General features: G+C 67.9%; 20 protein-coding genes. 5 read left to right on the forward strand and 15 right to left on the reverse strand.

Going from position 1 to position 23,276, the window contains the following annotated elements; genetic code table 11:
- Positions 1–91: 91 nt before the first annotated feature.
- From AC1DN0_RS20690 to AC1DN0_RS20710, 5 genes are read right to left on the reverse strand one after another with little or no spacing between them, the layout of a single operon-like run.
- Complete coding sequence (locus AC1DN0_RS20690) at positions 92–1,588, reverse strand: efflux transporter outer membrane subunit (RefSeq protein WP_441636254.1); 1,497 nt, start codon at positions 1,586–1,588, stop codon at positions 92–94.
- An 11-nt stretch (positions 1,589–1,599) separates the two neighbouring features.
- Positions 1,600–2,778 (reverse strand): ABC transporter permease, encoded by a 1,179-nt coding sequence (locus AC1DN0_RS20695; protein WP_477145962.1) that lies wholly within the window; start codon positions 2,776–2,778, stop codon positions 1,600–1,602.
- On the reverse strand, positions 2,775–3,782 hold the full coding sequence (locus AC1DN0_RS20700; RefSeq protein ID WP_441636250.1) for an ABC transporter ATP-binding protein: 1,008 nt from the start codon (positions 3,780–3,782) through the stop codon (positions 2,775–2,777). The genes AC1DN0_RS20695 and AC1DN0_RS20700 overlap by 4 nt, the downstream gene beginning before the upstream one ends.
- Positions 3,779–4,789: an HlyD family secretion protein gene (locus tag AC1DN0_RS20705; protein ID WP_441636248.1), complete on the reverse strand. Its 1,011-nt coding sequence runs from the start codon at positions 4,787–4,789 to the stop codon at positions 3,779–3,781. The genes AC1DN0_RS20700 and AC1DN0_RS20705 overlap by 4 nt, the downstream gene beginning before the upstream one ends.
- Positions 4,790–4,816: 27 nt before the next feature.
- Entirely contained in the window at positions 4,817–5,515 is a 699-nt protein-coding gene (locus tag AC1DN0_RS20710; RefSeq protein WP_441636246.1) for a TetR/AcrR family transcriptional regulator, read from the reverse strand.
- A 210-nt stretch (positions 5,516–5,725) separates the two neighbouring features.
- Between AC1DN0_RS20710 and AC1DN0_RS20715 the strand changes: the two genes are divergently transcribed.
- Positions 5,726–7,135 carry a carbohydrate porin gene (locus tag AC1DN0_RS20715; protein WP_441636244.1) on the forward strand — a complete coding sequence of 470 codons (1,410 nt, stop codon included), beginning with the start codon at positions 5,726–5,728 and terminating at the stop codon, positions 7,133–7,135.
- Positions 7,136–7,230: 95 nt separating this feature from the next.
- On the opposite strand, the gene queF is transcribed toward AC1DN0_RS20715, so the two are convergent.
- Positions 7,231–8,064: an NADPH-dependent 7-cyano-7-deazaguanine reductase QueF gene (gene queF / locus AC1DN0_RS20720; RefSeq protein ID WP_045240848.1), complete on the reverse strand. Its 834-nt coding sequence runs from the start codon at positions 8,062–8,064 to the stop codon at positions 7,231–7,233.
- Between the two features lie 64 nt (positions 8,065–8,128).
- Positions 8,129–9,655: a threonine ammonia-lyase, biosynthetic gene (gene ilvA / locus AC1DN0_RS20725; protein WP_441636242.1), complete on the reverse strand. Its 1,527-nt coding sequence runs from the start codon at positions 9,653–9,655 to the stop codon at positions 8,129–8,131.
- 241 nt (positions 9,656–9,896) lie between these two features.
- On the opposite strand from ilvA, the gene otsB reads away from it, so the two are divergent.
- Genes otsB through otsA form a run of 3 tightly spaced genes read left to right on the forward strand, consistent with a single transcriptional unit; the run spans position 9,897 to position 13,971 of the window.
- Positions 9,897–10,682 carry a trehalose-phosphatase gene (gene otsB, locus AC1DN0_RS20730; RefSeq protein ID WP_441636240.1) on the forward strand — a complete coding sequence of 262 codons (786 nt, stop codon included), beginning with the start codon at positions 9,897–9,899 and terminating at the stop codon, positions 10,680–10,682.
- Positions 10,683–10,694: 12 nt separating this feature from the next.
- Positions 10,695–12,533: a glycoside hydrolase family 15 protein gene (locus tag AC1DN0_RS20735; protein ID WP_477102602.1), complete on the forward strand. Its 1,839-nt coding sequence runs from the start codon at positions 10,695–10,697 to the stop codon at positions 12,531–12,533.
- 46 nt (positions 12,534–12,579) lie between these two features.
- The gene (gene otsA, locus AC1DN0_RS20740; RefSeq protein ID WP_276288714.1) at positions 12,580–13,971 is read left to right on the forward strand and encodes an alpha,alpha-trehalose-phosphate synthase (UDP-forming); all 1,392 of its coding nucleotides are present in this window, start codon (positions 12,580–12,582) and stop codon (positions 13,969–13,971) included.
- A 56-nt stretch (positions 13,972–14,027) separates the two neighbouring features.
- On the opposite strand, the gene AC1DN0_RS20745 is transcribed toward otsA, so the two are convergent.
- The 8 genes from AC1DN0_RS20745 to AC1DN0_RS20780 form a co-directional block, all read right to left on the reverse strand.
- Entirely contained in the window at positions 14,028–14,609 is a 582-nt protein-coding gene (locus tag AC1DN0_RS20745) for a nucleotidyltransferase family protein (RefSeq protein ID WP_477102604.1), read from the reverse strand.
- A 44-nt stretch (positions 14,610–14,653) separates the two neighbouring features.
- Positions 14,654–15,682 (reverse strand): XdhC family protein, encoded by a 1,029-nt coding sequence (locus AC1DN0_RS20750; protein WP_441637669.1) that lies wholly within the window; start codon positions 15,680–15,682, stop codon positions 14,654–14,656.
- A complete protein-coding gene (locus tag AC1DN0_RS20755; protein ID WP_441637671.1) occupies positions 15,655–16,236 on the reverse strand; it encodes an SRPBCC family protein in 582 nt (193 codons plus the stop codon). The genes AC1DN0_RS20750 and AC1DN0_RS20755 overlap by 28 nt, the downstream gene beginning before the upstream one ends.
- Positions 16,227–17,522, reverse strand: coding sequence for a vWA domain-containing protein (locus tag AC1DN0_RS20760; RefSeq protein ID WP_477102603.1), 1,296 nt, complete (start codon positions 17,520–17,522; stop codon positions 16,227–16,229). The genes AC1DN0_RS20755 and AC1DN0_RS20760 overlap by 10 nt, the downstream gene beginning before the upstream one ends.
- A gap of 3 nt (positions 17,523–17,525) precedes the next feature.
- On the reverse strand, positions 17,526–18,422 hold the full coding sequence (locus tag AC1DN0_RS20765) for an AAA family ATPase (protein WP_441636274.1): 897 nt from the start codon (positions 18,420–18,422) through the stop codon (positions 17,526–17,528).
- Between the two features lie 154 nt (positions 18,423–18,576).
- Positions 18,577–19,377, reverse strand: a complete 801-nt coding sequence (locus AC1DN0_RS20770) for an FAD binding domain-containing protein (protein ID WP_045240836.1) — start codon at positions 19,375–19,377, stop codon at positions 18,577–18,579.
- Positions 19,378–19,392: 15 nt separating this feature from the next.
- On the reverse strand, positions 19,393–21,774 hold the full coding sequence (locus AC1DN0_RS20775; protein ID WP_441636271.1) for a xanthine dehydrogenase family protein molybdopterin-binding subunit: 2,382 nt from the start codon (positions 21,772–21,774) through the stop codon (positions 19,393–19,395).
- A 10-nt stretch (positions 21,775–21,784) separates the two neighbouring features.
- Complete coding sequence (locus AC1DN0_RS20780) at positions 21,785–22,267, reverse strand: (2Fe-2S)-binding protein (RefSeq protein WP_441636269.1); 483 nt, start codon at positions 22,265–22,267, stop codon at positions 21,785–21,787.
- Between the two features lie 364 nt (positions 22,268–22,631).
- On the opposite strand from AC1DN0_RS20780, the gene AC1DN0_RS20785 reads away from it, so the two are divergent.
- Positions 22,632–23,210: a YqaA family protein gene (locus AC1DN0_RS20785; protein ID WP_441636267.1), complete on the forward strand. Its 579-nt coding sequence runs from the start codon at positions 22,632–22,634 to the stop codon at positions 23,208–23,210.
- Positions 23,211–23,276 lie beyond the last annotated feature (66 nt).

A 23,276-nucleotide genomic window follows, 5' to 3' on the forward strand; every position in this document is an offset into this window, starting at 1 on the left:
GCCGCGATATGGCGTGGTTGCGGGCACGATCCGCCAACCCGGCGCGAAGCGATCTGCCACGCTCCTTCTCGCGGGCGCCACCGGGCGTCGACTATCGCGCGGCTGACTCCTGCGGTTGCCACCAGCCGCCGCCCAGTGCCTGCAGCAGCGCCGCGGAATCGGTGAAACGGCTTGCGGTGGCCTGCGCCAGGGCGAGCGCAGCCTGCCGGTATTGCCGTTCGGCATCGAGCACGGCAAGCTGGCTGACTCCGCCAAGACGATACTGGCCCGACACCACGGCAAGCGTATCGGCCGCCTGCCTGGCGCTGTCGGCGCGTGCTTGCAGCGTGTTCGCATCCGCTTCCAGCGCGCGCAGTGCATCGGCCACTTCGCGCAGGCCCGTCAGCACCGTTTGCTGGTAGGCCGCCAGCGATTGCTCGTAGGCGGCCTCGGCGGCGCGCTTGCGCGCCACCAGCTCGCCGCCGCGGAACACCGGCTGCACCAGCCCCGCGGCCAGCGACCACACGTTGAGGCTGCCGAACAGGTCGCGCGCGGACAGGGACTGCGAACCGGCGTTGCCGGATAGCGTCAGCTGCGGATAGAGCTGCGCCGTGGCCACGCCGATGTTTGCCGATGCCTGGTGCAGCAGCGCTTCGGCCGCGCGGATGTCGGGGCGCCGTTGCGCCATCGTGGAGGGCAGGCTGAGCGGCAGCGTGGCGGGCAGCGTGAGATCGGCCAGGCGGAATTCGGGCAGGTCGGCACTGGCCGGCGCCTGTCCCAGGTACACCGCAAGCTGGTGGCGCGTGGCCGCGAGTTGTTGCGCGAGGCCTGGCAGCAGGGCCTGGCTCTGCGCCAGTTCGTTGCGCTGGCGCTGCACGTCGACCTCCGCCACGCCGCCGGCGCGCAGGCGCTGCCCCGCAATATCGAGCTGGCGCTGCTGGGCCCGCACGATGGCCTCGGTGTCGGCGATCTGCGCGCGCAAGCCGGCCTCGCGGATCGCGGCGGTGGCCACGTTGCCGGCCAGCGTCAGGCGCGCGGCTTCCAGTTCGAAACGCTGGTAGTCCACCGCCGCGCGCAAGCCCTCCAGCTCGCGCCGCTGGCCGCCGAACAGGTCGAGCGTGTAGGAGATTTCCACGCTGGCGCCATACAGCGTGAACGGCCCCGGACTGGGAAAGGCGGTAATGCCCAGCGAGTTGAAATTGACCTGCTCGCGGGTAGTGTTCAGCCTGGCGTCCACGCGCGGCAGCAAGCGCGCGCCGGTGGTGGCCGCCAGCTCCTGGCGCGCCTGCTCGATGCGGGCCTGTGCCTGCGCCAGCGTCGGGCTGGCGTCCAGCGCCGCGCGGATCGTGCGGTCCAGCGCCGGGCTGCGGAACAGCGCCCACCATTGCGCCGGCACGTCGCCGCCACTCTCCAGCACCTGCGCCTGGCCGTGCGGCACGTCGGCGGCGCTGGTGCGCTCCGGTTGCGTGCCGGCGGTGTAAGCCGGCACCGCGGGCGCGGCCGGCACGGTGAAATCGGGGCCGACCGCGCAGGCCGTCAGTGCGGCCGCCGCCAGCATGGCGAGGGCCGTGCGGTGCGAGGTGATCCGGCGTTGTGGCGAGGCTTGCATGGCAGGCTCCCTCAATCGAGCGTGCGGCGATAGAAACGCACCGCAATGGTCATGACGACTAGCGTGAACAGCGCCATCGGCCACACGTTCGGCCATAGCTCGGTCCAGCCGTTGCCCTTGAGCAGGATGCCGCGGACCAGGCGGTTGAAGTAGGTCATCGGCAATACGTTGCCGATGACCTGCGCCCAGCGCGGCATGCCCTGGAAGGGGAACATGAAGCCCGACAGCAGGATGTTCGGCAGGAAGTAGAAGAAGGTCAGCTGGACCGCCTGCAACTGGTTCTGCGCCAGCGAGGAGAGGGTGATGCCCACCGTCAGGTTGGCGGCGATAAAGAGCAGCGCCGACAGGTAGACCGCTACCACCGAGCCGACGAAGGGCACGCCAAATACCCAGCGCGCGGCCAGCAGGATGATGGTGGACTGGATCAGGCCGATGAAGATGTAGGGGATGATCTTGCCGGTGATCACCTCGAGCGGCCTGACCGGCGTGGCCAGCAGGTTCTCCATGGTGCCGCGCTCGCGCTCGCGGGTCATCGCCAGGCCCGTCATCATGACCATCGTCATGGTCAGGATCACCCCCATCAGGCCGGGGATGATGTTGTACTGCGTGAGGCCTTCCGGGTTGTAGAGCCGCTGCACCTGCACGTCGAAGGGCGGCTTGCCGCCTGCCAGGTGCGCCAGCGCGCCCTGCAGGTCCCTGTCCGCCACCGAGAGCGGCAGCTGCGACAGCGCGGAGATGGTCATGCCGGTGGCGGAAGGATCGGTGGCGTCCGCCTCGACCAGCAACGAGGGACGCTCGCCGCGCAGCAGCCGGCTGGTGAAATCGGCCGGGATGCTGAGCACGAACTGCACCTCGCCCTTCATCAGCGCCTCGCGCCCGGCGGCTTCGTCGGGCAGGGTGCGCACCACGTCGAAGTAGGTGGACGTCTGCATGGCGGCGACGAAGGTGCGGGTGAACTCGCTCTGGTCCGCGGCGATCACCGCGGTGGCCATGTGGCGCGGATCGCTGTTGATGGCGAAGCCGAACAACATCAGCTGGATGATCGGCAGCCCGACGATCATGCCGAAGGTCACGCGGTCGCGGCGCAGTTGCAGGAACTCCTTGAGCACGATGCTCCACCAGCGGTCCAGGGAGAACGAGAAGCGGTCGCCGTTGCCGGCGCGCACGTTGCTTGCATTGCCGCGCTTCATGTCCTGGCCTCCTTGCGGCTGCCCTGGCCGGCGACGCGCATGTTGTCCTCGGCCTGGCTCATCATGTGGATGAAGACATCTTCCAGGCTGGTTTCGATCGGCTCGATCCGGTGCTGCGGGCCGGCGATGCGGCGCAGCGTGGCTTCAAGCGCCGGCGCGTCGTGCCCGGTGACATGCAGCGCGCTGCCGAACACCACGGTTTGCTCCACGCCGGGCGCGCCCTGCAACTGTTCCGACAGCGCGGAGAGCTGTTCGCCCAGCACGCTCCAGGTGACCAGCTTCTGGCTGGCGACCACTTCATTGGCCGTGCCCTGCGCCAGCAGTTTGCCGTAGGCGATGTAGGCCAGCTTGTGGCAGCGCTCGGCCTCGTCCATGTAATGCGTGCTGACGAGGACCGAGATGCCGCGGGCTGCGAGCTGGTGCAGTTGCGCCCAGAAATCGCGGCGCGCCTTGGGGTCGACCCCGGCGGTGGGTTCGTCGAGCAGCAGCAGTTCGGGCTCGTGCAACAGGCAGGCGGCCAGCGCCAGGCGCTGCTTCCAGCCGCCCGAAAGCGAGCCGGCCAGTTGCTGCGCGCGGCTGGCGAGGCCGAGGTCTTCGAGTGCCCGGTCCACGACCTCGCGGCGCCCTGGCATGCCGTACACGCGCGCCACGAAATCCAGGTTCTCGCGGATGGAGAGATCGTCCCAGTAGGAGAACTTCTGCGTCATATAGCCCACGCGCCGCTTGATCTCGGCGGTCTCGCGCAGGATGTCGTACCCCAGGCAGGTGCCGGAGCCGGAGTCCGGCGTCAGCAGCCCGCACATCATGCGGATCGAGGTGGTCTTGCCGCTGCCGTTGGGGCCGAGGAAGCCGAAGATCTCGCCGCGCGCCACCTGCAGGCTGAGGTTGTTGACCACGTGCTTGTCGCCGTAGTGCTTGTTGATGTCGTGCACGTCAATGGCCAGGCCGGTTGTTTCACCGGGCTGGCCGTTGCGCGGTGCGGTGTCGGCAAGGGGCGCGCTCATGGCCTTGCCACCTCGACCGGCTGGCCCGGATGGAGCTTCGGCGCATCGGCCGGCGCGGGACGTGCTTCCACCAGGAACACCAGCTTGCGGCGTGTTTCGTTGCTGTAGATCACCGGCGGCGTGTATTCGGCCTGGTTGGCGATGTAGCTGATGGTGGCCGCGACGGGCGCGGCGCAGCCATCGCAGCGCACGCGCACCGTCTCGCCCTGCTTGAGGGCGCCGACCACCGTCTCCGGCACGTAGAAGCGCACCTTCACGTTGCCCGGCGGCAGCAGCCGCACCACCGGGCTGCCGGCGGGCACCCAGTCGCCCAGGCGGAAGGGCGTGTCGTAGACCAGCCCGGCCTGCGTCGCGCCCACGGTCTTGCGCGACAGCTTCCACTCGGCCTGCGCTAGCGCAGCGCGCGCGGCGGCCACCTGGGCTTGCTGCGCGGCCTGCTGGGCGGTACGTCCCGGCAGCAGGGCCACGTCGATATCGCGCTGCAGTTCGCGCACGCGGGCGGCATCGGTCGCGGCGGTGGCGCGGCTGTCTTCCAGTTGCGCCAGCGCGATCCCGCCGATGGCGTACTGCGCCTCGTCGCGCTTGCGCTGCGCGGCGCTGCGTGCCGCGGCGGCCTGAGCCTGCGCGAGCTGCGCGCGGCTCACGTCCACTTCGGGCACGCGCTTGCCGGTTTGCAGGTCGGCCAGCTGCGACTCTGCCGCGCGCATCTGCTCCTCGGCCTGCTGGCGCGCCGCGCGTTCGTCCTCGGCTTCCAGCGCGAACAACGGCGCGCCGCTGGCGACCTGCTGGCCGCGCTGGACCGAGAGCCGGTCCAGGCGCCCGGCGAAGGGCGAGGCCACGCTGACGAATTCGCCTTCCACATAGCCTTGCCATGAAGGCGGCGCCTTTTCGCTGCAGGCACTCAGCAACGCGGCGCCGATGACCGCAGCCGGCGCGGCTGCCCGCCACGAGCGCGCGGCCCGGCGCGTGGCGGAGGCGGAAGGATCTTGGGAATGGTGGCGTGGCATACGGGCTCCGTGGCTGGCGGGCTGGATTCAGGCAGAGGGCGGCGGCGCGATCTGCGCCTGCGGCGACACGGCCAGGCCATGCGCCAGGAGCGCGCTGACGTGGCGCACCAGTGCCTCGCTGTCGATGGCTTCGGCACCGGGCAGGCGGCGCCAGATATGGGTGGTGGCCAGCGGCAGCAGCGTCAGGCCGATCAGCGACACCATCAGCAGCGCAGGCTCCAGTCCGGGGTTGATCTCGCCGCGCGCGCGCGCGGCGGCCAGCGGGGCGATCACCAGCCCGGCGCGCTGCATCGCGATCTTCTGCAGCACGCGCTGGTGCAGTTGTCCGTCGGCACCGACGATCTCGCGGATCCACAGGCCCGGGAACCATGGGGTAGCGGCTGCGGTGCGGATCAGCCGGCCGGCGATGCCCACCAGCATGGCGGCGGGGTCGGCGCTGTCGGCCACGGCGGGCAGGAACACTTGTTCGACCAGGGGCTGCAGGCGCTCGTCGACCACCGCATCGAGCAACTGGTCGCGGTCGCGGAAGTAGTAGTGCACCAGCGCCGGCGTGACGCCGGCATGGGTGGCGATGGTCTTGATCGCCGTGGCGGCCACGCCGCGTTGCGCGAACAGTTCGGTGGCGGCATCGAGCAACTGCTCGCGCTGGCCGGCGTTCCCAGCTTTGGCGGCGGCGGGGCGGCCGGGACGGCGGCTGGCGGGCGGATTGTCTGCGGCAGGGGGCATGGCTGGCTCCGGGCTATGCAGACAATATTAATTTTCTAATTAATTAATTCAAGGGCGGTTACAAAGTCGACAGACGGCAACTTCGGGAGTGGATATGTTGCGTCGCAGCAATGCAAGGTAGACATGTCATATAGGCTTGGCTATGCTTCGTGCGCCAGTCGGCGGGGCACTTATCCTTCACCCGCCCGCCGCTGTTTCTCCGGATTTTTCATGTTGCTTCGTCGCTTCCCAGCCGCCCCGGCGCGGCCACGCCTGTCTTTTGCCTCTCGCCTGGCTGCGGCTGCCCTGTCGCTGGCAGGCCTGGGCGGCATGGCGTCGATACCGGCGCTGGCGCAGGAGCAGGGCGCGGCAAGCGGCGACGTGCCTGTGCAGGCGGATGCCCCGGAGAACTTCGCCTTCCACGGCCAGGCCACTTATATCTGGCAGCGCAAGCCGTCCTTCGGCGCGGCTTACTCGGGCACCAACAGCCTCGCCACGGAGCGTGCCAAGAGCTATTCCTTCAGCAGCACGCTCGATCTCGGCGTGCGCCTGTGGCGCGGCGCGGAGTTCCATTTCAACCCGGAAGTGACGCAGGGGGTGCCGTTCTCGGAGTTGCACGGACTGGGCGGCTTGTCGAATGCCGAACTGGCCAAGGTGTCGAGCACCAGCCCGGTGTTCTACCGGGCGCGCGCTTTTATCCGGCAGACCTGGGGCCTGGGCGGCGGCAGCGAGCAGCTGGATGCCGACTTCAACCAATTGGCCGGCAGCGTCGACAAGCGCCGCGTGGTGCTGACCGCCGGCAATTTCGGCGTGCTCGACGTCTTCGACCAGAACGAGTACGGTTCCGACCCGCGCACCCAGTTCATGAACTGGTCGTTCCTGACGCACGGCTCCTTCGACTATCCGGCGGATGCGCGCGGCTACAACTGGGGCGTGGCGCTCGAGTACATTGGCGACGCCTGGTCGGTGCGGCTTGGCCGTTTCCTGCAGCCGCTGGAGTCCAACGGGCTGGAGCTCGATACACGGATGTTCGAGCACTATGGCGACATCCTCGAATTCGAGAAACGCTACAGCCTGGCGGGCAAGCCTGGCGTGGCGCGCCTGCTGTTCTGGCGCAACAAGGCGCGCATGGGCAGGTTCAGCGATGCGCTGCAGCTTGGCGCCGCCACCGGCACCACGCCGGACCTGGCCGATGTGCGCGAGGAACATGCCAAACTTGGCGTGGGCTTGTCGGTGATGCAGCGCGTGAACGATTCGCTCGGCGTGTTCGCGCGCGCCAATATGTCCGACGACAAGACAGAGACCTATGCCTTCACCGAAATCGGCCGCCAGGTAGCCGCCGGCGGCGTGCTTAACGGCAATGCGTGGGGACGGCCGCGCGATGTGGTGGGCCTGGCCATGTCGGTGAACATGCTGGGCTCGCACCACCAGGCCTATCTGGCCGCGGGCGGTCTGGGCGCATTCCTGGGCGACGGTGCGCTCAGGTACGGGCCAGAGCAGATCGTGGAACTGTTCTACAGCTTCCAGCCGGTCAAATACCTGAGCATCAGCCCGGACTTCCAGTACATCCGCAATCCCGGCTATAACCGCGACCGCGGCCCGGCGAAGTTCTACGGCGTGCGCCTGCACGCGGAGTTCTGAACCGCCGGGGCTTGCTCAGTTGCCCCGACTTTGTCAGCAGTCTGAAAGCCCGGCGCATGTGCCGGGCTTTCTCCTTTGCTGCACGGCTTGCGGCATCACTGCCGTGCATTGCGCCGGTTGTCCGGCCACGGCGTGTTGAAGTTGGTGCGGAACGGATTGATATCCAGCCCGCCGCGCCGCGTGTAGCGGGCATAGACCGCCAGCTTCACGGGCTTGCACTGGCGCAGCACGTCGGTGAAGATCCGCTCCACGCATTGCTCGTGGAACTCGTTGTGGTTGCGGAACGAGATCAGGTACTTGAGCAGCGCTTCCTGGTTGATCGGCGCGCCCACGTAGCGGATCTGCACGCTGCCCCAGTCCGGCTGGCCGGTCACCAGGCAGTTGGACTTGAGCAGGTGCGAGACCAGCGTTTCTTCCACCGGCGATTCGTCCTGGCTCGCGTGCAGCAGGTGCGGCGCCGGTTCGTAGATATCGGTCTCGATGTCGAGCCGGTCCAGCAGCAGGCCATCCAGCTCACCCATCTTCTGGGTGCCCAACTCGGCTTCGGTCACCAGGCGAACCTGCACCGTGCCGCCGGTGGCTTCGGACAGGTCGTGGTGCAGCAGTTGCTGCAGCGCTTCGGGCGAGGCGATCTTGCTCTGGTTGAACGAATTCAGGTAGAGCTTGAACGACTTGGATTCGACGATATTGGGCGTGTCGGCGGGAATGATGAAGCTGGCCAGCGCCACCTGCGGCTTGCCCTTCATGTTCAGCCACGAGAGCTCGTACGCGTTCCAGATGTCCACGCCGAAGAACGGCAGCGCGCGGCCCTCGGCCAGCCCGATCTCGGTGCGCTTGGGCTGGCGCGGGATGGGGAACAGCAGGGTGGGGTCGTACTCGGTCTTGTAGGCCGAGGGTTTGCCTAGCGGTGATTGTTCGGGAAGGCTCATGGTTGCCTCGCGTGTGGCTCCGCGCATGCCTGTCGGCAGGGATGCGCGGGGACCACGGGATTGATCAGGACAGGAACAGCTTGTATACCGGGTTCTCGGTCTCTTCCCAGTGTACATAGCCCAGCGTGGCGAGGAAGGCGCGGAAGGCGCGTTTCTCGTTCCTGGGCACCTGGATGCCAACCAGGATATTGGAGGTGTCGCCGCCCTGGTTGCGGTAGTGGAACAGGCTGATATTCCAGTTCGGGCTCATGCTCGACAGGAAGCGCATCAGCGCGCCCGGACGCTCCGGGAACTCGAAGCGGTACAGCAGTTCGTCATGCGCCAGCGGCGAGCGTCCGCCCACCATGTAGCGGATATGCTGCTTGGCCAGCTCGTTGTTGGACAGGTCGAGCGTATCGAAGCCGTGGCGGCGGAAACCGGCGGCGATCTTCTCGTTCTCCGCGCGGCTCGCGATCTGCACGCCGACGAAGATGTGGGCCATGCTGTTGTCGGCGATGCGGTAGTTGAACTCGGTCACATTGCGCGTGCCGACCTGCTCGCAGAAGCGCTTGAAGCTGCCGCGTTCCTCGGGGATGCTGACCGCGAACACCGCCTCGCGCGCCTCGCCCACCTCGGCGCGCTCCGCGACGAAGCGCAGGCGGTCGAAGTTCATGTTGGCGCCGCACGCAATGGCCACCAGGTGCTGGCCCTTGAGTTTCTCTCGCTCGGCATACAGCTTCAGGCCGGCGATGGCCATCGCGCCCGCGGGCTCCAGGATGCTGCGCGTATCCTGGAACACGTCCTTGAGCCCCGCGCAGATGGCGTCGGTGTCCACCAGGATGATCTCGTCGACCAGTTCGCGCGTGATGCGGAAGGTTTCCTTGCCGACCAGCTTGACGGCGGTGCCGTCCGAGAACAGGCCCACTTCCTTGAGTTCCACACGCTTGCCCGCATCCACCGAGCGCTTCATCGCGTCCGAATCCACGGTCTGCACGCCGATCACCTTGATCTCCGGGCGCACGGCCTTGATGTAGGACGCGATGCCGGAGATCAGGCCGCCGCCGCCGATCGCCACGAACACCGCATGCAGCGGGCCCGGATGCTGGCGCAGGATTTCCATGGCGATGGTGCCCTGGCCGGCGATGACTTCGGGATCGTCGAAAGGGTGGATGAAGGTCAGCTTGTGCTTCTTCTCCAGCTCTGCCGCGTGGTTGTAGGCATCGCTGTACGAGTCGCCGTGCAGCACGATTTCCACCCACTCGCCGCCGCGCTCGCGCACCGCGTCGATCTTTACCTGCGGGGTCGTGACCGGCATCGCGATCAGCGCCTTGCATTTGAGCCGCGCCGCCGACAGCGCCACGCCTTGCGCATGATTGCCGGCGGAGGCGGCGATCACGCCGCGCTTGAGTTCCTCCGGCGACAGCGAGGCCATCTTGTTGTACGCGCCGCGCAGCTTGAACGAGAACACCGGCTGGGTGTCCTCGCGCTTGAACCACACCTTGTTGCCGGTGCGCGCGGAGAGCAGGTTTGCGTAGGTGAGATCGGTCTCCTGGGCCACGTCATACACCTTGGCGGTCAGGATCTTTCTCAGGTAATCGGGTTTGCGGGTCATCGTGGACAGCCGGGGCGGGGATTGGCGGAAACCGCTAATGATAAAGGATGGCGCGGTGCGGCGATGCCGGCACCCCGGATCCGGTGGCCGCCAAGGGCAGGCCGGCGCACCTGCAAGGCCGCTGCGAAACGGCGCACCGCGGCGGTGCGGGCGCCATTGCGGCGCGGTGCGTGCAGAGGCGCACCGTGTAGGACGTTGTCCGGTGGACGGTGCGGGAACACTCGTGCTACGGTGTAACGCGATGCCCAACCTACCTCTTATCGAACCAAACACGGCGCTGTTCCTGGATTTCGACGGTACGCTGGCCGACCTCGCGCCACGTCCGGACCTCGTGCGGGTCGAACCGGAACTGGTGGGGACGCTGCGCGCCCTGCATCGGCATCTGGGCGGTGCCGTGGCGCTGGTTTCGGGCCGGCCGATCGCCGAGCTGGATCATTTCCTGCAGCCCCTGCAACTGCCCGCGGCAGGCGTGCACGGCGCGGAATTGCGCGACGCGGTCGGCCGCTGGCTGCGCCAGCCGGACCCCGGCGTGCCCCTGTTGCTGCCACCTCTCGAAGCCCTGGTCAACGCGTATCCCGGCTTGCAGCTGGAGCGCAAGTCGGTCGCGGTCGCGGTGCACTACCGCGCCGTCCCCCATCTCGAAGGGCTGGTACGCAACTTCGCGGCGCAGGTCGCCAGTGGCGTGCCCGGCATCGAAGTCTTGCACGGCAAGATGGTGGTGGAACTCAAGCCGGCCGGCATCGACAAGGGCGGCGCCATCGATACCTTTATGCGCGGGCCGCCGTTTGCGCGGCGCACGCCGCTGTTTGCCGGCGACGACATTACCGATGAGGCTGGCTTTTCCGTGGTGCGGCGCCTGGGCGGTGTCGCCTTGCTGGTAGGACAGCGGCCCAGCGCCGCCACCGTCAGCGTGACCGGTCCGGCCGCGCTGCGCTGCTGGCTGCATCGCTCCGCCAGGGCGCTGGAAGTCATGGCCTCCGCGGATGGCACGCTGGCGGCGGGAGCCACAACCACAACGACGTCTTGAGGGGGATTCGCTGTGAGCAACCAATCTACCGAGGGTACCCAGGGGAGCGCTGAGGGGGCAGGCCGCTATGCCGATCCCTCGCTGTCGCTGGGCATGATCGGCAACTGCGCGATCTCCGCGCTGGTCGACGGCCGCGGGCGCATCGTCTGGTGCTGCCTGCCGCGCTTCGATGGCGACCCGGTCTTCAACGCCTTGCTTGATCCTGGCCCGAACGCGGGCCACTTCGCCATCGAGATCGAGGACTTCCACGAGTCGGCGCAATGGTACGAGCCCAATACGGCCGTGCTGCGCACGCGGCTGACCGACCAGCATGGCAACTGCCTGGAGATCACCGATTTCGCGCCGCGACTCTTCCGGCTGGGCCGCTACTTTCGCCCCACCACGCTGATCCGGCGCATTCGTCCCATCAGCGGCGCGCCGCGCGTGCGGGTGACAGTGGCGCCGCGCTTCGACTGGGGACGCATCAAGCCCGAGATCACGCGTGGCAGCAGCCATGTGCGCTATGTCGGCGATGGCACGACGCTGCGCATGACCACCGATGCGCCGCTGACCTATGTGCTGTCGCGGACACCTTTCCTGCTGACCCGCGATCTCAACTTCATCCTCGGACCCGATGAAACCCTGCAAGGCGGCGTGGAGGAAGTCGCGCGCGACTTCGAGCAGGAAACCACGGCCTACTGGAAGATGTGGAGCCGCCGCCTCGCGGTGCCGCGCGAATGGCAGGACGCGGTGATCCGTGCCGCCATCACGCTCAAGCTGTCGCTCTATGAAGAGACCGGCGCCATCGTCGCGGCCATGACCACCAGCATTCCCGAGGCGCCGGGCAGCGGGCGCAACTGGGACTACCGATTCTGCTGGCTGCGCGATGCCTTCTTCGTGATCCGCGCGCTCAACAGCTTGTCCGAGGTCGGCACCATGGAGGACTACCTGCGCTGGTTGTCCAACGTGGTGATGCAGTCCAGGAACGGCCATATCCAGCCGCTGTACGGCATCGGGCTGGAACTCGAATTGCCGGAGAGCGTGCTCGATCACTTGTCGGGCTACCGCGGGATGGGCCCGGTGCGCGTGGGCAACCAGGCGCAGGAGCACTTCCAGCACGACGTCTACGGCAACGTGGTGCTGGGCGCGGCCCAGGCCTTCCACGACCATCGCCTGCTGCACCGCGGCGGGGTGGCCGAGTATCAAGTGCTGGAGACCGTGGGCGAACAGGCGGTACGCGTGTTCGGCACGCCCGATGCGGGCATGTGGGAGCTGCGCACGCGGGCGCGGGTGCATACCTCCTCTGCGCTGATGAGCTGGGCCGCGTGCGACCGTCTTGCCAAGATCGGCGATGCGCTGCAACTGCCCGACCGCGCGGCTTACTGGCGCCAGCATGCCGACGGCATGAAGGAGCGCATCGTGAGCGAGTCCTGGAGCGAGGAACGCCAGGCATTCGCCGAGAGCTTCGGCGGGCGCGAGCTCGATGCCAGCGTGCTGCTGATGGCCGAGGTGGGCATTATCGCCCCGTGGGACGAGCGCTTCATGTCGACGCTCAAGGCCCTGGAAGCGTCGCTGTGCGACGGGCCGTACATGCGTCGCTACGAGGCGCCAGACGATTTCGGCAAGCCCGAGACCGCCTTCAATATCTGCACCTTCTGGCGTATCGACGCGCTGGCGCGCGTGGGGCGCCGCGAGGAAGCACGCGAGATTTTCGAGGCCATGCTGGCGGCGCGCAACCCGCTTGGCTTGCTGTCCGAGGACACCCATCCGGTGACCGGCGAGATGTGGGGCAATTTTCCGCAGACCTACTCGATGGTGGGCCTGATCAACGGCGCCGTGCGCCTGTCCGCGCCATGGGATTCGGTGATTTGAGCACGCGATTTCCAGCGCGCGGGGCAGGGTTCTGGCAAAGGAACATATGGGCAGACTAGTCGTGGTATCCAACCGCATCGCAGATCCGCGCAACGTTGCCGCGGGCGGTCTCGCGGTGGCGTTGGGCGAGGCGCTCAAGGCCACCGGCGGGGTCTGGTTCGGCTGGAGCGGCAGGATCGTGGATGCCGCCCAGGGTGGCACGCCCGGCGAGGGGGAGCTGCATATCCAGCAGGCCGGCAATGTCACGCTGGCAACCGTTGACCTGTGCCGCGAGGACCACGACGCGTACTACCAGGGCTACAGCAACGGCGTGCTGTGGCCGGTGTTCCACTACCGCATCGACCTGGCGGATTTCGATTCCGGCTATCTCAACATCTATCGCCGCGTGAACCAGCTGTTTGCGCGCAAGCTGGCGCCACTGCTGCGTCCGGACGATGTGATCTGGATCCACGACTACCACCTGATCCCGCTCGCCTCCGAACTGCGCGCCATGGGCTGCGGGCAGCGCATGGGGTTCTTCCTGCATATCCCCTTGCCCCCGCCGCTGATCCTGGCTGCGATCCCGCAACACGAGTGGCTGATGCGGGCGCTGTTCGCCTATGACCTGGTCGGCTTCCAGAGCCAGCTCGATCTGGAGCATTTCTCGCGCTATGTGCAAAGGGAGGCGCAGGCCGAGCCGATGGGCGAGTACCGCTTCCGGGCTTTCCACCGCACCGTGCGCGCGCAGGCGTTCCCGATCGGCATCGACGTCGACGAATTCGCCGAGCTTGGGAAATGTGATGAATCGCGCGAGACCTACGAGATGATGCGGGGCCAGTACGCGAGCCGCCGGCTGTTACTGGGCGTCGATCGTCTCGATTACTCCAAGGGGCTGCCGCAGCGGCTCAAGGCGGTGCGGGCGCTGATGGCGCAGTATCCGGAGAACCGCCGCAGCGCCACGCTGATCCAGATCGCCGCGCCGTCGCGGGAGACGGTGGATGCCTATGCGGATCTGCGGCGCGAACTGGAAGGGTTGTCGGGGGCGATCAATGGGGAGTACGGGGAGCTGGACTGGATGCCGGTGCGCTATATCCATCGCACGACCGCGCGGCGTCGGCTGCCGGGGTTGTACCGCGCTTGCCGCGTGGCACTGGTCACGCCGTTGCGGGACGGAATGAACCTGGTGGCCAAGGAGTTCGTGGCGGCGCAGGATCCGGATGATCCGGGGGTGCTGGTCCTATCGCGGTTCGCCGGGGCTGCCGAGCAGCTTCGGGAGGCCTTGCTCGTCAATCCCTACGATATCAATGCCACGGCGCAGGCGATCCAGCAGGCGTTGCATATGCCGCTGGCCGAGCGCCAGTCGCGGCACCAGAAGCTGTTGGAGCGCATCCGCGGGCAGGATGTGCATTGGTGGAGGGAGGAGTATCTGAGGACGCTGGCGGAGACGGATGGCGGGTAGGGGGAGACTGCCACGGCGTGACTTCAAAGACGCAATACGTTCCGCCAGGCAAACCGCTACGCCAAGTCCCCCGGCGTATCCACATCCCTGAACGCCCCTTCGTCATCGGTGAGGATTCGCATCACCGGCTGCGTTTTCAACAATTCCCGCGCCCCTTCATCCCCGTCAAGCTTGAGGAGCGCTTCCCGCCAGGCGGCGCCAAATCCGACCGGATGCCCGCGCTGCCCGCCCCGCCAGGGCGCGGCGATGGCGTCGCGCGTGGTGATCGTCAATGCCACCGCGCGGACCAGTTCGGCCGGCAGCCACGGCATGTCGGCCAGCGCCACCACCCAGCCACGGGCGTCCGGCGTGGCGGCCACCGCTGCGGCCAGCGCGGCCCCCATGCCGGCCTCCGCGGCGGCGGTCTCCAGCACGCGGCAGCCTGCCCGCCGCAATTCGGCCGCCAGCGCGGCGTTGCCCGGGCGGATCACGGCGAGCGCGCCGGGCAGGACGCCGGCGAGGGTCCGCGCGCTGCGGCCGGCCACCGTGTGCCCGTCGGGCAGCGTGGCGAGCAGCTTGTTGCGCTGCCCGGCGGCATCGAAGCGGCGCCCGTAGCCGGCGGCCAGCAGGATGCCGGTGGGCAGCTCGGCGGCGTTGATGGCGCCGTTGAGGGGGCCATTGGCGGGGCCGTTCAGCGCGCCGGTCACGGGGCGGGGCTGCAGGTGCTGCCTTCGCTGGCCGCCATTTCGCGGGCGGCCTTGGCGCCTTCCACCTGCAGGATGTCGGGCAGCGAGACGTGGTTCTTGGCGGCCACGACTTCGGCCAGGATCGAGATCGCGATCTCCGGTGGCGTGCGGCTGCCGATGTAGATGCCCACCGGCCCGTGCAGCCGCGCCAGCTGCATGTCGTCGAGGTCGAATTCCTTGAGCCGTTCGCGGCGCGCCTGGTTGTTGCGGCGCGAACCGAGCGCGCCAACGTAGAAGGCGCGCGTGCGCAGCGCTTCCATCAGGGCCAGGTCGTCGAGCTTGGGATCGTGCGTGACGGCGATCACCGCGCTGCGCTCGTCGAGCTGCATCTCGGTCACGGTGTCATCCGGCATGGTGCGCACCATAGTGACGCCGGGGATGTCCCAGGTCTCGGTGTATTCCTCGCGCGGATCGCACACGGTGACCTGGAAGCCCAGGCCGACGGCGATCTGGCACAGGTATTTCGATAACTGCCCGGCGCCGATGACCAGCATGCGGTAGCGCGGCCCGTGGATGGTGAGCAGGGTGTTGCCGTCGAAGGCCAAGCCGTCCGTCGCTTGCGCCGGGCCGAGCGTGGCGCGGCCGCTTGCCATGTCGAGCGTGCGCGCCACCAGCCTGCCGCGTTCCACGGCTTCCAGCAGTTCGTCCAGATGGCTGTCGGCGCTGAGCGGCTCGGTCACCAGTTCGATGGTGCCGCCGCAGGGCAGGCCGAAGCGGTGCGCTTCCTCGGCGCTGATGCCGTACTTGACGGCTTCGGGGCGCCCGCTGGCAATGCCTTCGCGCCGTACCCGGTCGATGATGTCGTCCTCGATGCAGCCGCCCGAGACCGATCCCACCACCAGGCCGTCGTCGCGCACGGCCAGCATGGCGCCTTCCGGCCGGGGCGAGGAGCCCCAGGTTCTGACTACCGTTACCAATAGCGTGCGGTGGCCTTCGGCCAGCCAGCGTACGCTGCTTTTCAGGACTTCGAGATCCACGCTGTCCATGATCTTTTCCGCTTCGTTTCACCGGTTTGTTCATCGGGCGTGCTGCCATCGCCGGCCGCCGCTCCATCCTTGGCGACATCCTCGCCCGTGCCCGCTTCGTCACCTTGCTCGCCGGGCCCGCCCAGCGCCGCCGTGAAGCGGTCGAAGAAGGTATCGGCCATCTTGCGCGCGGCGGCATCGACCAGCCGCGAGCCGATCTGCGCGAGTTTGCCGCCAACCTGGGCGTTGACCGTATAGGTCAGCACCGTCTGCTCGCCCTCGGGGGCCAGCGTGACGTGCGCGGTGCCCTTGCCGAAGCCCGCGACGCCACCTTGGCCGTCGAACTGGATGGTGTAGCTGTCGGGCGCCTGGATGTCCTGCAAGGCCATGCGCCCCTTGAAGCGCGCCTTGACCGGGCCCACCGCGGCGGTCAGCGCCACCAGGTAGGCGTTGTCGCCGTCAGGCTCGATGCTCTCACATCCGGGGATGCATTGCTTGAGCAGCCCCGTGTCGTTCAGGGCTTCCCAGGCGTTTTGCTGCACTACCGGCAGTTGCCGCGTCTGTGTCATTTCCATGGCGGGGGCGTCTCCTTGGTGTCTTTCATGTTTCTAATGTCTCTGGGCATCGGCGCCGCAGGGAAAACGGGCATGGCCAGCGGTTCGCGCGCGGCCAGCAGCGATTCCAGCGCGAACAGGCTGTCCAGGTTGTGCGCCGAGCGCAGCGCATCCACGTGCGGCAGGATGGCTTGTACGCCACGCGCCTGCGGCGCGAAGCCGGCATAGCGCAGCAGTGGGTTGAGCCAGACGATGCGATGCGCGAAGCGGCGCAGGCGAGTCATTTCCGTGCCCAGCAAATCGATGTCTTCATGGTCCAGCCCGTCGGTGACCAGCAGCACGGTGGCGCGGCCGGACAGCGTGCGGCGGGCCCACTGGCGGTTGAAGGTGGCCAGCGCGGCGCCGATGCGGGTGCCGCCGGCCCAGTCGCGCACCTGTCCGGTGATGGCGCCGACCGCCTCGTCGGGGTCGCGCTCGCGCAGCGAGCGGGTGATGTTGGTCAGCCGGGTGCCGAACAGGAATACGGACAGCCGCTCGCGCGATTGCATCAGCGCATGGCAGAAATACAGCACCGCGCGCGAGTACTGGCTCATCGAGCCGGAGATGTCGAGCAGCAGCACCAGCGGCGGGCGCCGCTCGGCATGGCGGCGGAATTTCCAGCGTAGCCATTCGCCTTGCTGGCGCACCGCCAGCCTAGCGCTCGCGCGCAGGTCGGCGCGCGGCCCGCTGGCGGCGGCGCGCAGGCGGCGCGTGCGCTCGGTGGCCAGGCGCGCGTGGCGGGCGCGGATCATGTGCTGCAGCGCACGCCATTCTTCCGCGCTCAGGGTTTCAAAATCGCGCTGGGCCAGGCGCTCCTGGGCCGAGAAGGTGAGCGGGGCGGTAAAGCGTTCGGCGCTGTCCTCGGAGCGCCGGCCGGATTCGGGCGGGCGCTGGGCGGCGAGCGCATCGGCCAGCCGGTTGTTGCGCGGGGGCGGCGGAGCGCCGGCGTCGACGCGCGGCAGCAGCAGGGCGCGCAGCTTGCCCTCCCAGTCGGGGTCGCGCCAGAACAGGTCGAAGGCGGCGTCGAACAGCGGGCGCTGGTCGGGCCCGCTCACCATCAGGGCCGCCATCGCCGCGCGCACCTCGTCGCGCCGGCCGATGTCCACGTATTGCAGCGCCAGCAGCGCGTCCACGGCCTGCGCGGGCGAGAGCCCGAAGCCGGCATCGCGCAGCAGGCGCACGAAGTGCGTGACATTGCGCGCGAGCATGGGCAGCGTGCCGGCGGGTTGCGCGGCGGCAAGGGGGGCATCCGGATGCAGCCTGGGCATGCCTCAGCCTCCCGGCGCCCGGCTGGCCAGCAATTCCGCCACGGTCGGGCCGTCCACGCGGGCCAGGTCGTCCTGGTACTTGAGCAGCACGCCCAGCGTGTCGCGCACCGATTGCGGATCGAGCTCGCTGACGCCGAGCGCGGCCAGGGCGCGGCACCAGTCGATCGCCTCGGCAATGCCAGGCGACTTGAACAGGTCGATGCCGCGCAGCCGGTGAATGAAATCGATGGCCTGGTGCTGCAGCGCGGCAGCCGCTTCAGAGGCGCGCGCGGCCACGATCTGCAGTTCGCGCTCGCGTTGCGGATAGCCCATCCACTGGTACAGGCAGCGGCGCTTGAGCGCGTCATGCACCTCGCGCGTGCGGTTGGAGGTGACGATGATCAGCGGTGGCTGTTCGGCCCGCACCACGCCGATTTCGGGAATCGACACCTGGTATTCCGACAGTACCTCCAGCAGGAAGGCCTCGAAGGGCTCGTCGGCGCGGTCGATCTCGTCGATCAGCAGCACGCGCGGGATGCCCGGCGCGGCGGGATCGGGCAGCAGCGATTCCAGCAAGGGCCGCTTGAGGAGGAAATCGTCGTGGTAAAGCGATTGCGCGTCGGGCCGCTCGCCGCGGGCTTCCGCCAGGCGCAGCGCCATGATCTGGCGCGGGTAGTCCCATTCGTACAGCGCACTGGAAGCATCGAGCCCCTCGTAGCATTGCAGCCGCAGCAGGCGCGTGCCGAGCGCGTCGGCGATGGCCCGCGCCAGCGCGGTCTTGCCCACGCCGGGCTCGCCCTCCAGAAAAAGCGGCCGCTGCATGCGCAGCGCCAGGTAGAGCACGGTGGCGGTCTCGCGGTCTGCGAAATACTGCTGCGCCTCCAGCAGGGCGGCGGTTTGATCGATGGACTGGGGAAGCATGAAAATAGCCGGATGATGCTATGTGCACAGAGGGTCGGCGCAGGATGGACGCCTYCCTGTTTGCGCCCTCCCTCTTCCCGGCCCCTCTCTCGCAAGCGGGAGAGGGTGGCAAGCCGGTGGCCGGGGAAGCGGGTTCGGGCTGGATGGCTCGGCCCTATCCCTTGAGCGCTTGCTCCACCGCTCGTGCCGCCAGCACCGGGATCAGGTGCGCGCGGTACTCGGCCGAGGCATGCAGGTCGGCATTCAGCTGGCCTGCATCGACCACCACCGCGCGTGCCGCCGCCGGTGTGAAGCTGGCCGTCAGCGCCTGTTCCAGCGGCGCGCTGCGGAAGACGCTATCCGCCGCGCCCGTTATCGCCACCCGCACGACCTTGCCGAACTGCGCCACCATCACACCCACCAGCGCGAAACGCGACGCCGGGTTGCGAAACTTGATGTAGGCGGCCTTATCCGGCGTGGGGAAGCGTACGGCGGTAATCAGTTCATCGGCTTCCAGCGCGGTTTCGTAGAGGCTCTTGAAAAAATTGTCGGCGGCGATATTGCGGCGGTCCGTCACCACGGTGGCGTTGAGGCCGAGTACGGCCGCCGGGTAGCAGGCGGCCGGATCGTTGTTGGCGAGCGAGCCGCCCAGCGTGCCCATCGCGCGTACCTGCCGGTCGCCGATGCCGTTGGCGAGCGCGGCCAGCGCCGGGATGCGCTTGAGCACGTCGGCATTGGCCGCCACGTCGGCGTGGCGTGCCGCCGCGCCGATCACCAGCTCGTCGTTCTCGACACGGATATCCGCCATGCCGGGGATGCGCGCCACATCGATCAGCGCCGACGGCGCTGCCAGCCGCAGCTTCATCGCGGCCAGCAGACTCTGGCCGCCGCCGAGGAACTTGGCGTCGCTGTCCGCCTTGAGCCTGGCCACCGCCGACGTGGCATCGGCGGCGCGTTCGTAATTGAATGCGTACATGGTGTGCCTCCGACGTCAGTTGGCGGTCTGCGCGTGGCGAATCGCCTGCCATACGCGGTGCGGTGTGGCGGGCATCTGGATGTCGCTCACGCCCAGCGGCGAGAGCGCGTCCACCAGCGCATTGATGAATGCCGGCGGCGAGCCGATCGCCCCTGCCTCGCCGCAGCCCTTCACGCCCAGCGGGTTGTGCGTGCAGGGTGTGCCCTTGGCGGTCTCCACCGTGAAGTCGGGCAGGTCGCCGGCGCGCGGCATGGCGTAGTCCATGTAGGAGCCGGTCAGCAACTGGCCGCTGTCGTCGTCGTAGATGCACTGCTCCAGCATGGCCTGGCCGAGGCCCTGGCCGATGCCGCCATGCACCTGGCCTTCGACGATCATCGGGTTGATGATGTTGCCGAAATCGTCCACCGCGGTGAACTTGATCACCTTGCTTTCGCCCGTATCGGGGTCCACCTCCACTTCGCAGATGTAGGCGCCGGACGGGTAAGTGAAGTTGGTCGGGTCGTAGAAGGCGTTTTCGTTCAGGCCGGGTTCGAGCTTGTCGAGCGGATAGTTGTGCGGCACGTAGGCGGTCAGCGCAACCTCGCCGAAGGTCTTGCTGCGGTCAGTGCCGGCCACGCTGAACACGCCGTTCTTGAACTCGATGTCCGCGTCCGAGGCTTCCAGCAGGTGGGCCGCGATCTTCTTGGCCTTGGCCTCGATCTTTTCGAGCGCCTTCATGATGGCCGAGCCGCCCACCGACAGCGAGCGCGAACCATAGGTGCCCATGCCGAAGGGCACCCGGCCGGTATCGCCATGCACGATTTCCACCGCTTCGAGCGCAATGCCGAGGCGCTCGGCCACGATCTGCGCGAAGGTGGTCTCATGTCCCTGGCCGTGGCTGTGCGAGCCGGTGAAGACGGTCACGGTGCCGGTGGGGTGCACGCGGACCTCGCCAACCTCGAACAGGCCCGCGCGCGCGCCCAGGGCGCCGGCGATATTCGACGGCGCCAGACCGCACGCCTCGATGTAGCACGAGTAGCCCAGGCCACGCAGCTTGCCGCGCTGCTTCGCTTCGTCGCGCCGCGCGGGGAAGCCCTTGACGTCGGCCAGTTCCTGCGCGCGCGCGAGGCACGGCTCGTAGTCGCCGGTGTCGTAGGTCAGGCCGACGGGGGTGGCGTAGGGGAAGTCGTGGATGAAGTTCTTGCGGCGCAGTTCGGCCGGGTCCATCTTCAGTTCGCGCGCCGCGGTTTCCACCAGCCTTTCCACCACATAAGTGGCTTCCGGGCGGCCCGCGCCGCGGTAGGCATCCACCGGCGAGGTGTTGGTGAACACCGCGCGCACCTCGGCGTAGATCGCCGGGGTGGTGTACTGCCCGGCCAGCAGCGTGGCGTACAGGATGGTCGGCACGCTGGAGGCGAAGGTCGACAGGTAGGCACCCATGTTGGCGGTGGTGTGCACCCGCATTGCCAGGAACCTGCCATCGGCATCGAGCGCCAGCTCGGCCTTGGTGACGTGGTCGCGCCCGTGGGCATCGGTCAGGAAGGATTCGGAGCGCTCGGCGGTCCACTTGATCGGGCGCTTGACCTTCTTCGAGGCCCAGGTCAGCGCCACGTCCTCCGCGTACAGGAAGATCTTGGAGCCGAAGCCGCCACCCACGTCCGGCGCAATGATGCGCAGCCGAGATTCCGGCAGGCCCAGCACGAAGGCGCCCATCAGCAGGCGCTCCACGTGCGGGTTCTGGTTCGAGACGTAGACGGTGTAGCTGTCGTCCTGCCGGGTGTAGCTGGCATTGACGGCGCGCGGCTCGATCGCGTTGGGGATCAGGCGGTTGTTGACGATCTCGAGCGTGGTCACGTGGGCGGCCTTGGCAAAGGCGGCGTCGGTGGCGGCGCGGTCGCCGTGGCCCCAGACATAGCTGGTGTTCTCCGGCACGTCGTCGTGCACCAGCGTGCTGGCCGAGGCTGCCTGCGCGGTGTTCACCACGGCGGGCAGTTCCTCGTATGCCACGTCGATCCTCTCGGCGGCGTCCTTGGCCTGCTGCAGCGTCTCGGCTACCACCAGCGCGACCTGGTCGCCCACGTGGCGTGCCTTGCCCTGCGCCAGCACCGGGTGCGGCGGCTCCTTCATCGGGCTGCCGTCGATGCTGTGGATCAGCCAGCCGCAAGGCAGGCCGCCGACCTTGTCGGCGGCGACGTCGTCACCGGTGAAGATGGCGATCACGCCGGGCGAGGCCAGTGCCTCGGTCTTGTCGATGGAAGCGATGCGCGCGTGGGCGTGCGGCGAGCGCAGGAAGTAGCCGTAGCTTTGCTGCGGCAGCACGATGTCGTCGGTGTACTGGCCGTTGCCGGTGAGGAAGCGGTAGTCTTCCTTGCGCTTGACCGAGGCGCCGATCAGGTGCTGGTCGTCAGGTGCGTTCATGGCGGTCCCCTTATTCGGCGCTGACGCCATGCATCGCGGCCTGGCCTTCCTGCACCGCGCGCACGATGTTGTGGTAGCCGGTACAGCGGCACAGGTTGCCCTCGAGCTGCTCGCGGATGGCGGCGGCGTCGGCATTCGGCTCGGCCTGGACCAGCGCGGTGGCGCTCATGACCATGCCGGGCGTGCAGAAGCCGCATTGCAGCCCGTGGCAATTGCGAAAGGCCTCCTGCATGGGATGGAGCTGGCCTTCGGGGGCCAGACCTTCAATGGTGGTGATCCTCGCACCATCCGCCTGCAGCGCCAGCATATTGCACGACTTGACCGCGCGGCCGTCCATATGGACGGTGCAAGACCCGCACTGGGCGGTGTCGCAGCCGACATGGGTGCCGGTGAGGCGGAGTTGTTCGCGCAGGAACTGGACGAGAAGGGTGTTGGGTTCTACCTGGGCATCCACGGCGCGGCCGTTGACGGTCAGGCGGATAGGAATCGCCATGCTTGTCTCCATGTGGGTGGACACGTGCATGACCAATCCGTGAATCCCGAAAATGCGCGGGACTGGCCACGACGCGTTACTGCCGTTTGCTGGTGACGGCTATTTCGTGATGTTGGTACTGCGGTGCTGCGGGCAGTGCGAATTGCTGCAGGTGCTGCATGTGCTGCGGGTGAAACCGGTAGGGCCAAGACGGCCGGGCCGCGAACGATTGGGCGCAGCAGGCTCTAACAGTTAATCACAAATCGCCGGCGCGTGCCATGCGGGTTGCCCCGCCGGCACCTCGCGCCGCCAGGACGCTGGCGGCGCGCTGCTAGAATGGCCCGCCGCCCGACCGCCAACCTGCACCGGCACCAATTCTCTCTATATGGAAGGCTTCATCGACTGGTTGTTCGAAACCGCCGCCCTGCCCAAAGTCGGGCTGCCGGCCATCTTCCTGGTCAGCCTGGTGTCCGCCACCTTGCTGCCCCTGGGCTCCGAGCCCGCGGTGTTCGGCTATATCAAGCTCAATCCGCATATGTTCTGGCCCGCCATCGTCGTGGCGACGCTGGGCAATACCGCGGGCGGAGCCATTGACTGGTGGCTGGGCTACGCGGCCAAGCTGGCGCTGGTGCGCTACCGCAAGCGGCGCCAGCAGCGCCAGCATGAGGAAGAGCACGCCGAGCACCGGAAGCACCCGCGCAAGCCGCGCAAGCCGGCCCTGGACGCGCGCTATTTCCGCTGGATGCGCAGGCTCGGTCCGCCAACCCTGCTCGCATCGTGGTTACCCGGGATTGGTGATCCTTTGTGCACTTTGGCGGGCTGGCTCCGGCTGCCGTTCTGGCCAAGCCTGGTTTACATGGCGATTGGCAAATTTCTGCGCTACCTTGCCATGACCATGGCCCTGCTATGGATCCCCAACAGTTTCTGGCATGGCATCGCCGCCGGCCTCAAAAGCCTGTTCTAGCGCGGCTTGCAGGCAGGTCCGGCGATGTGATGCAACCCTTGCCCAAGCAAGGTTCTGCCATGTTGC

This window comes from Cupriavidus sp. 05N39, assembly GCF_056397325.1.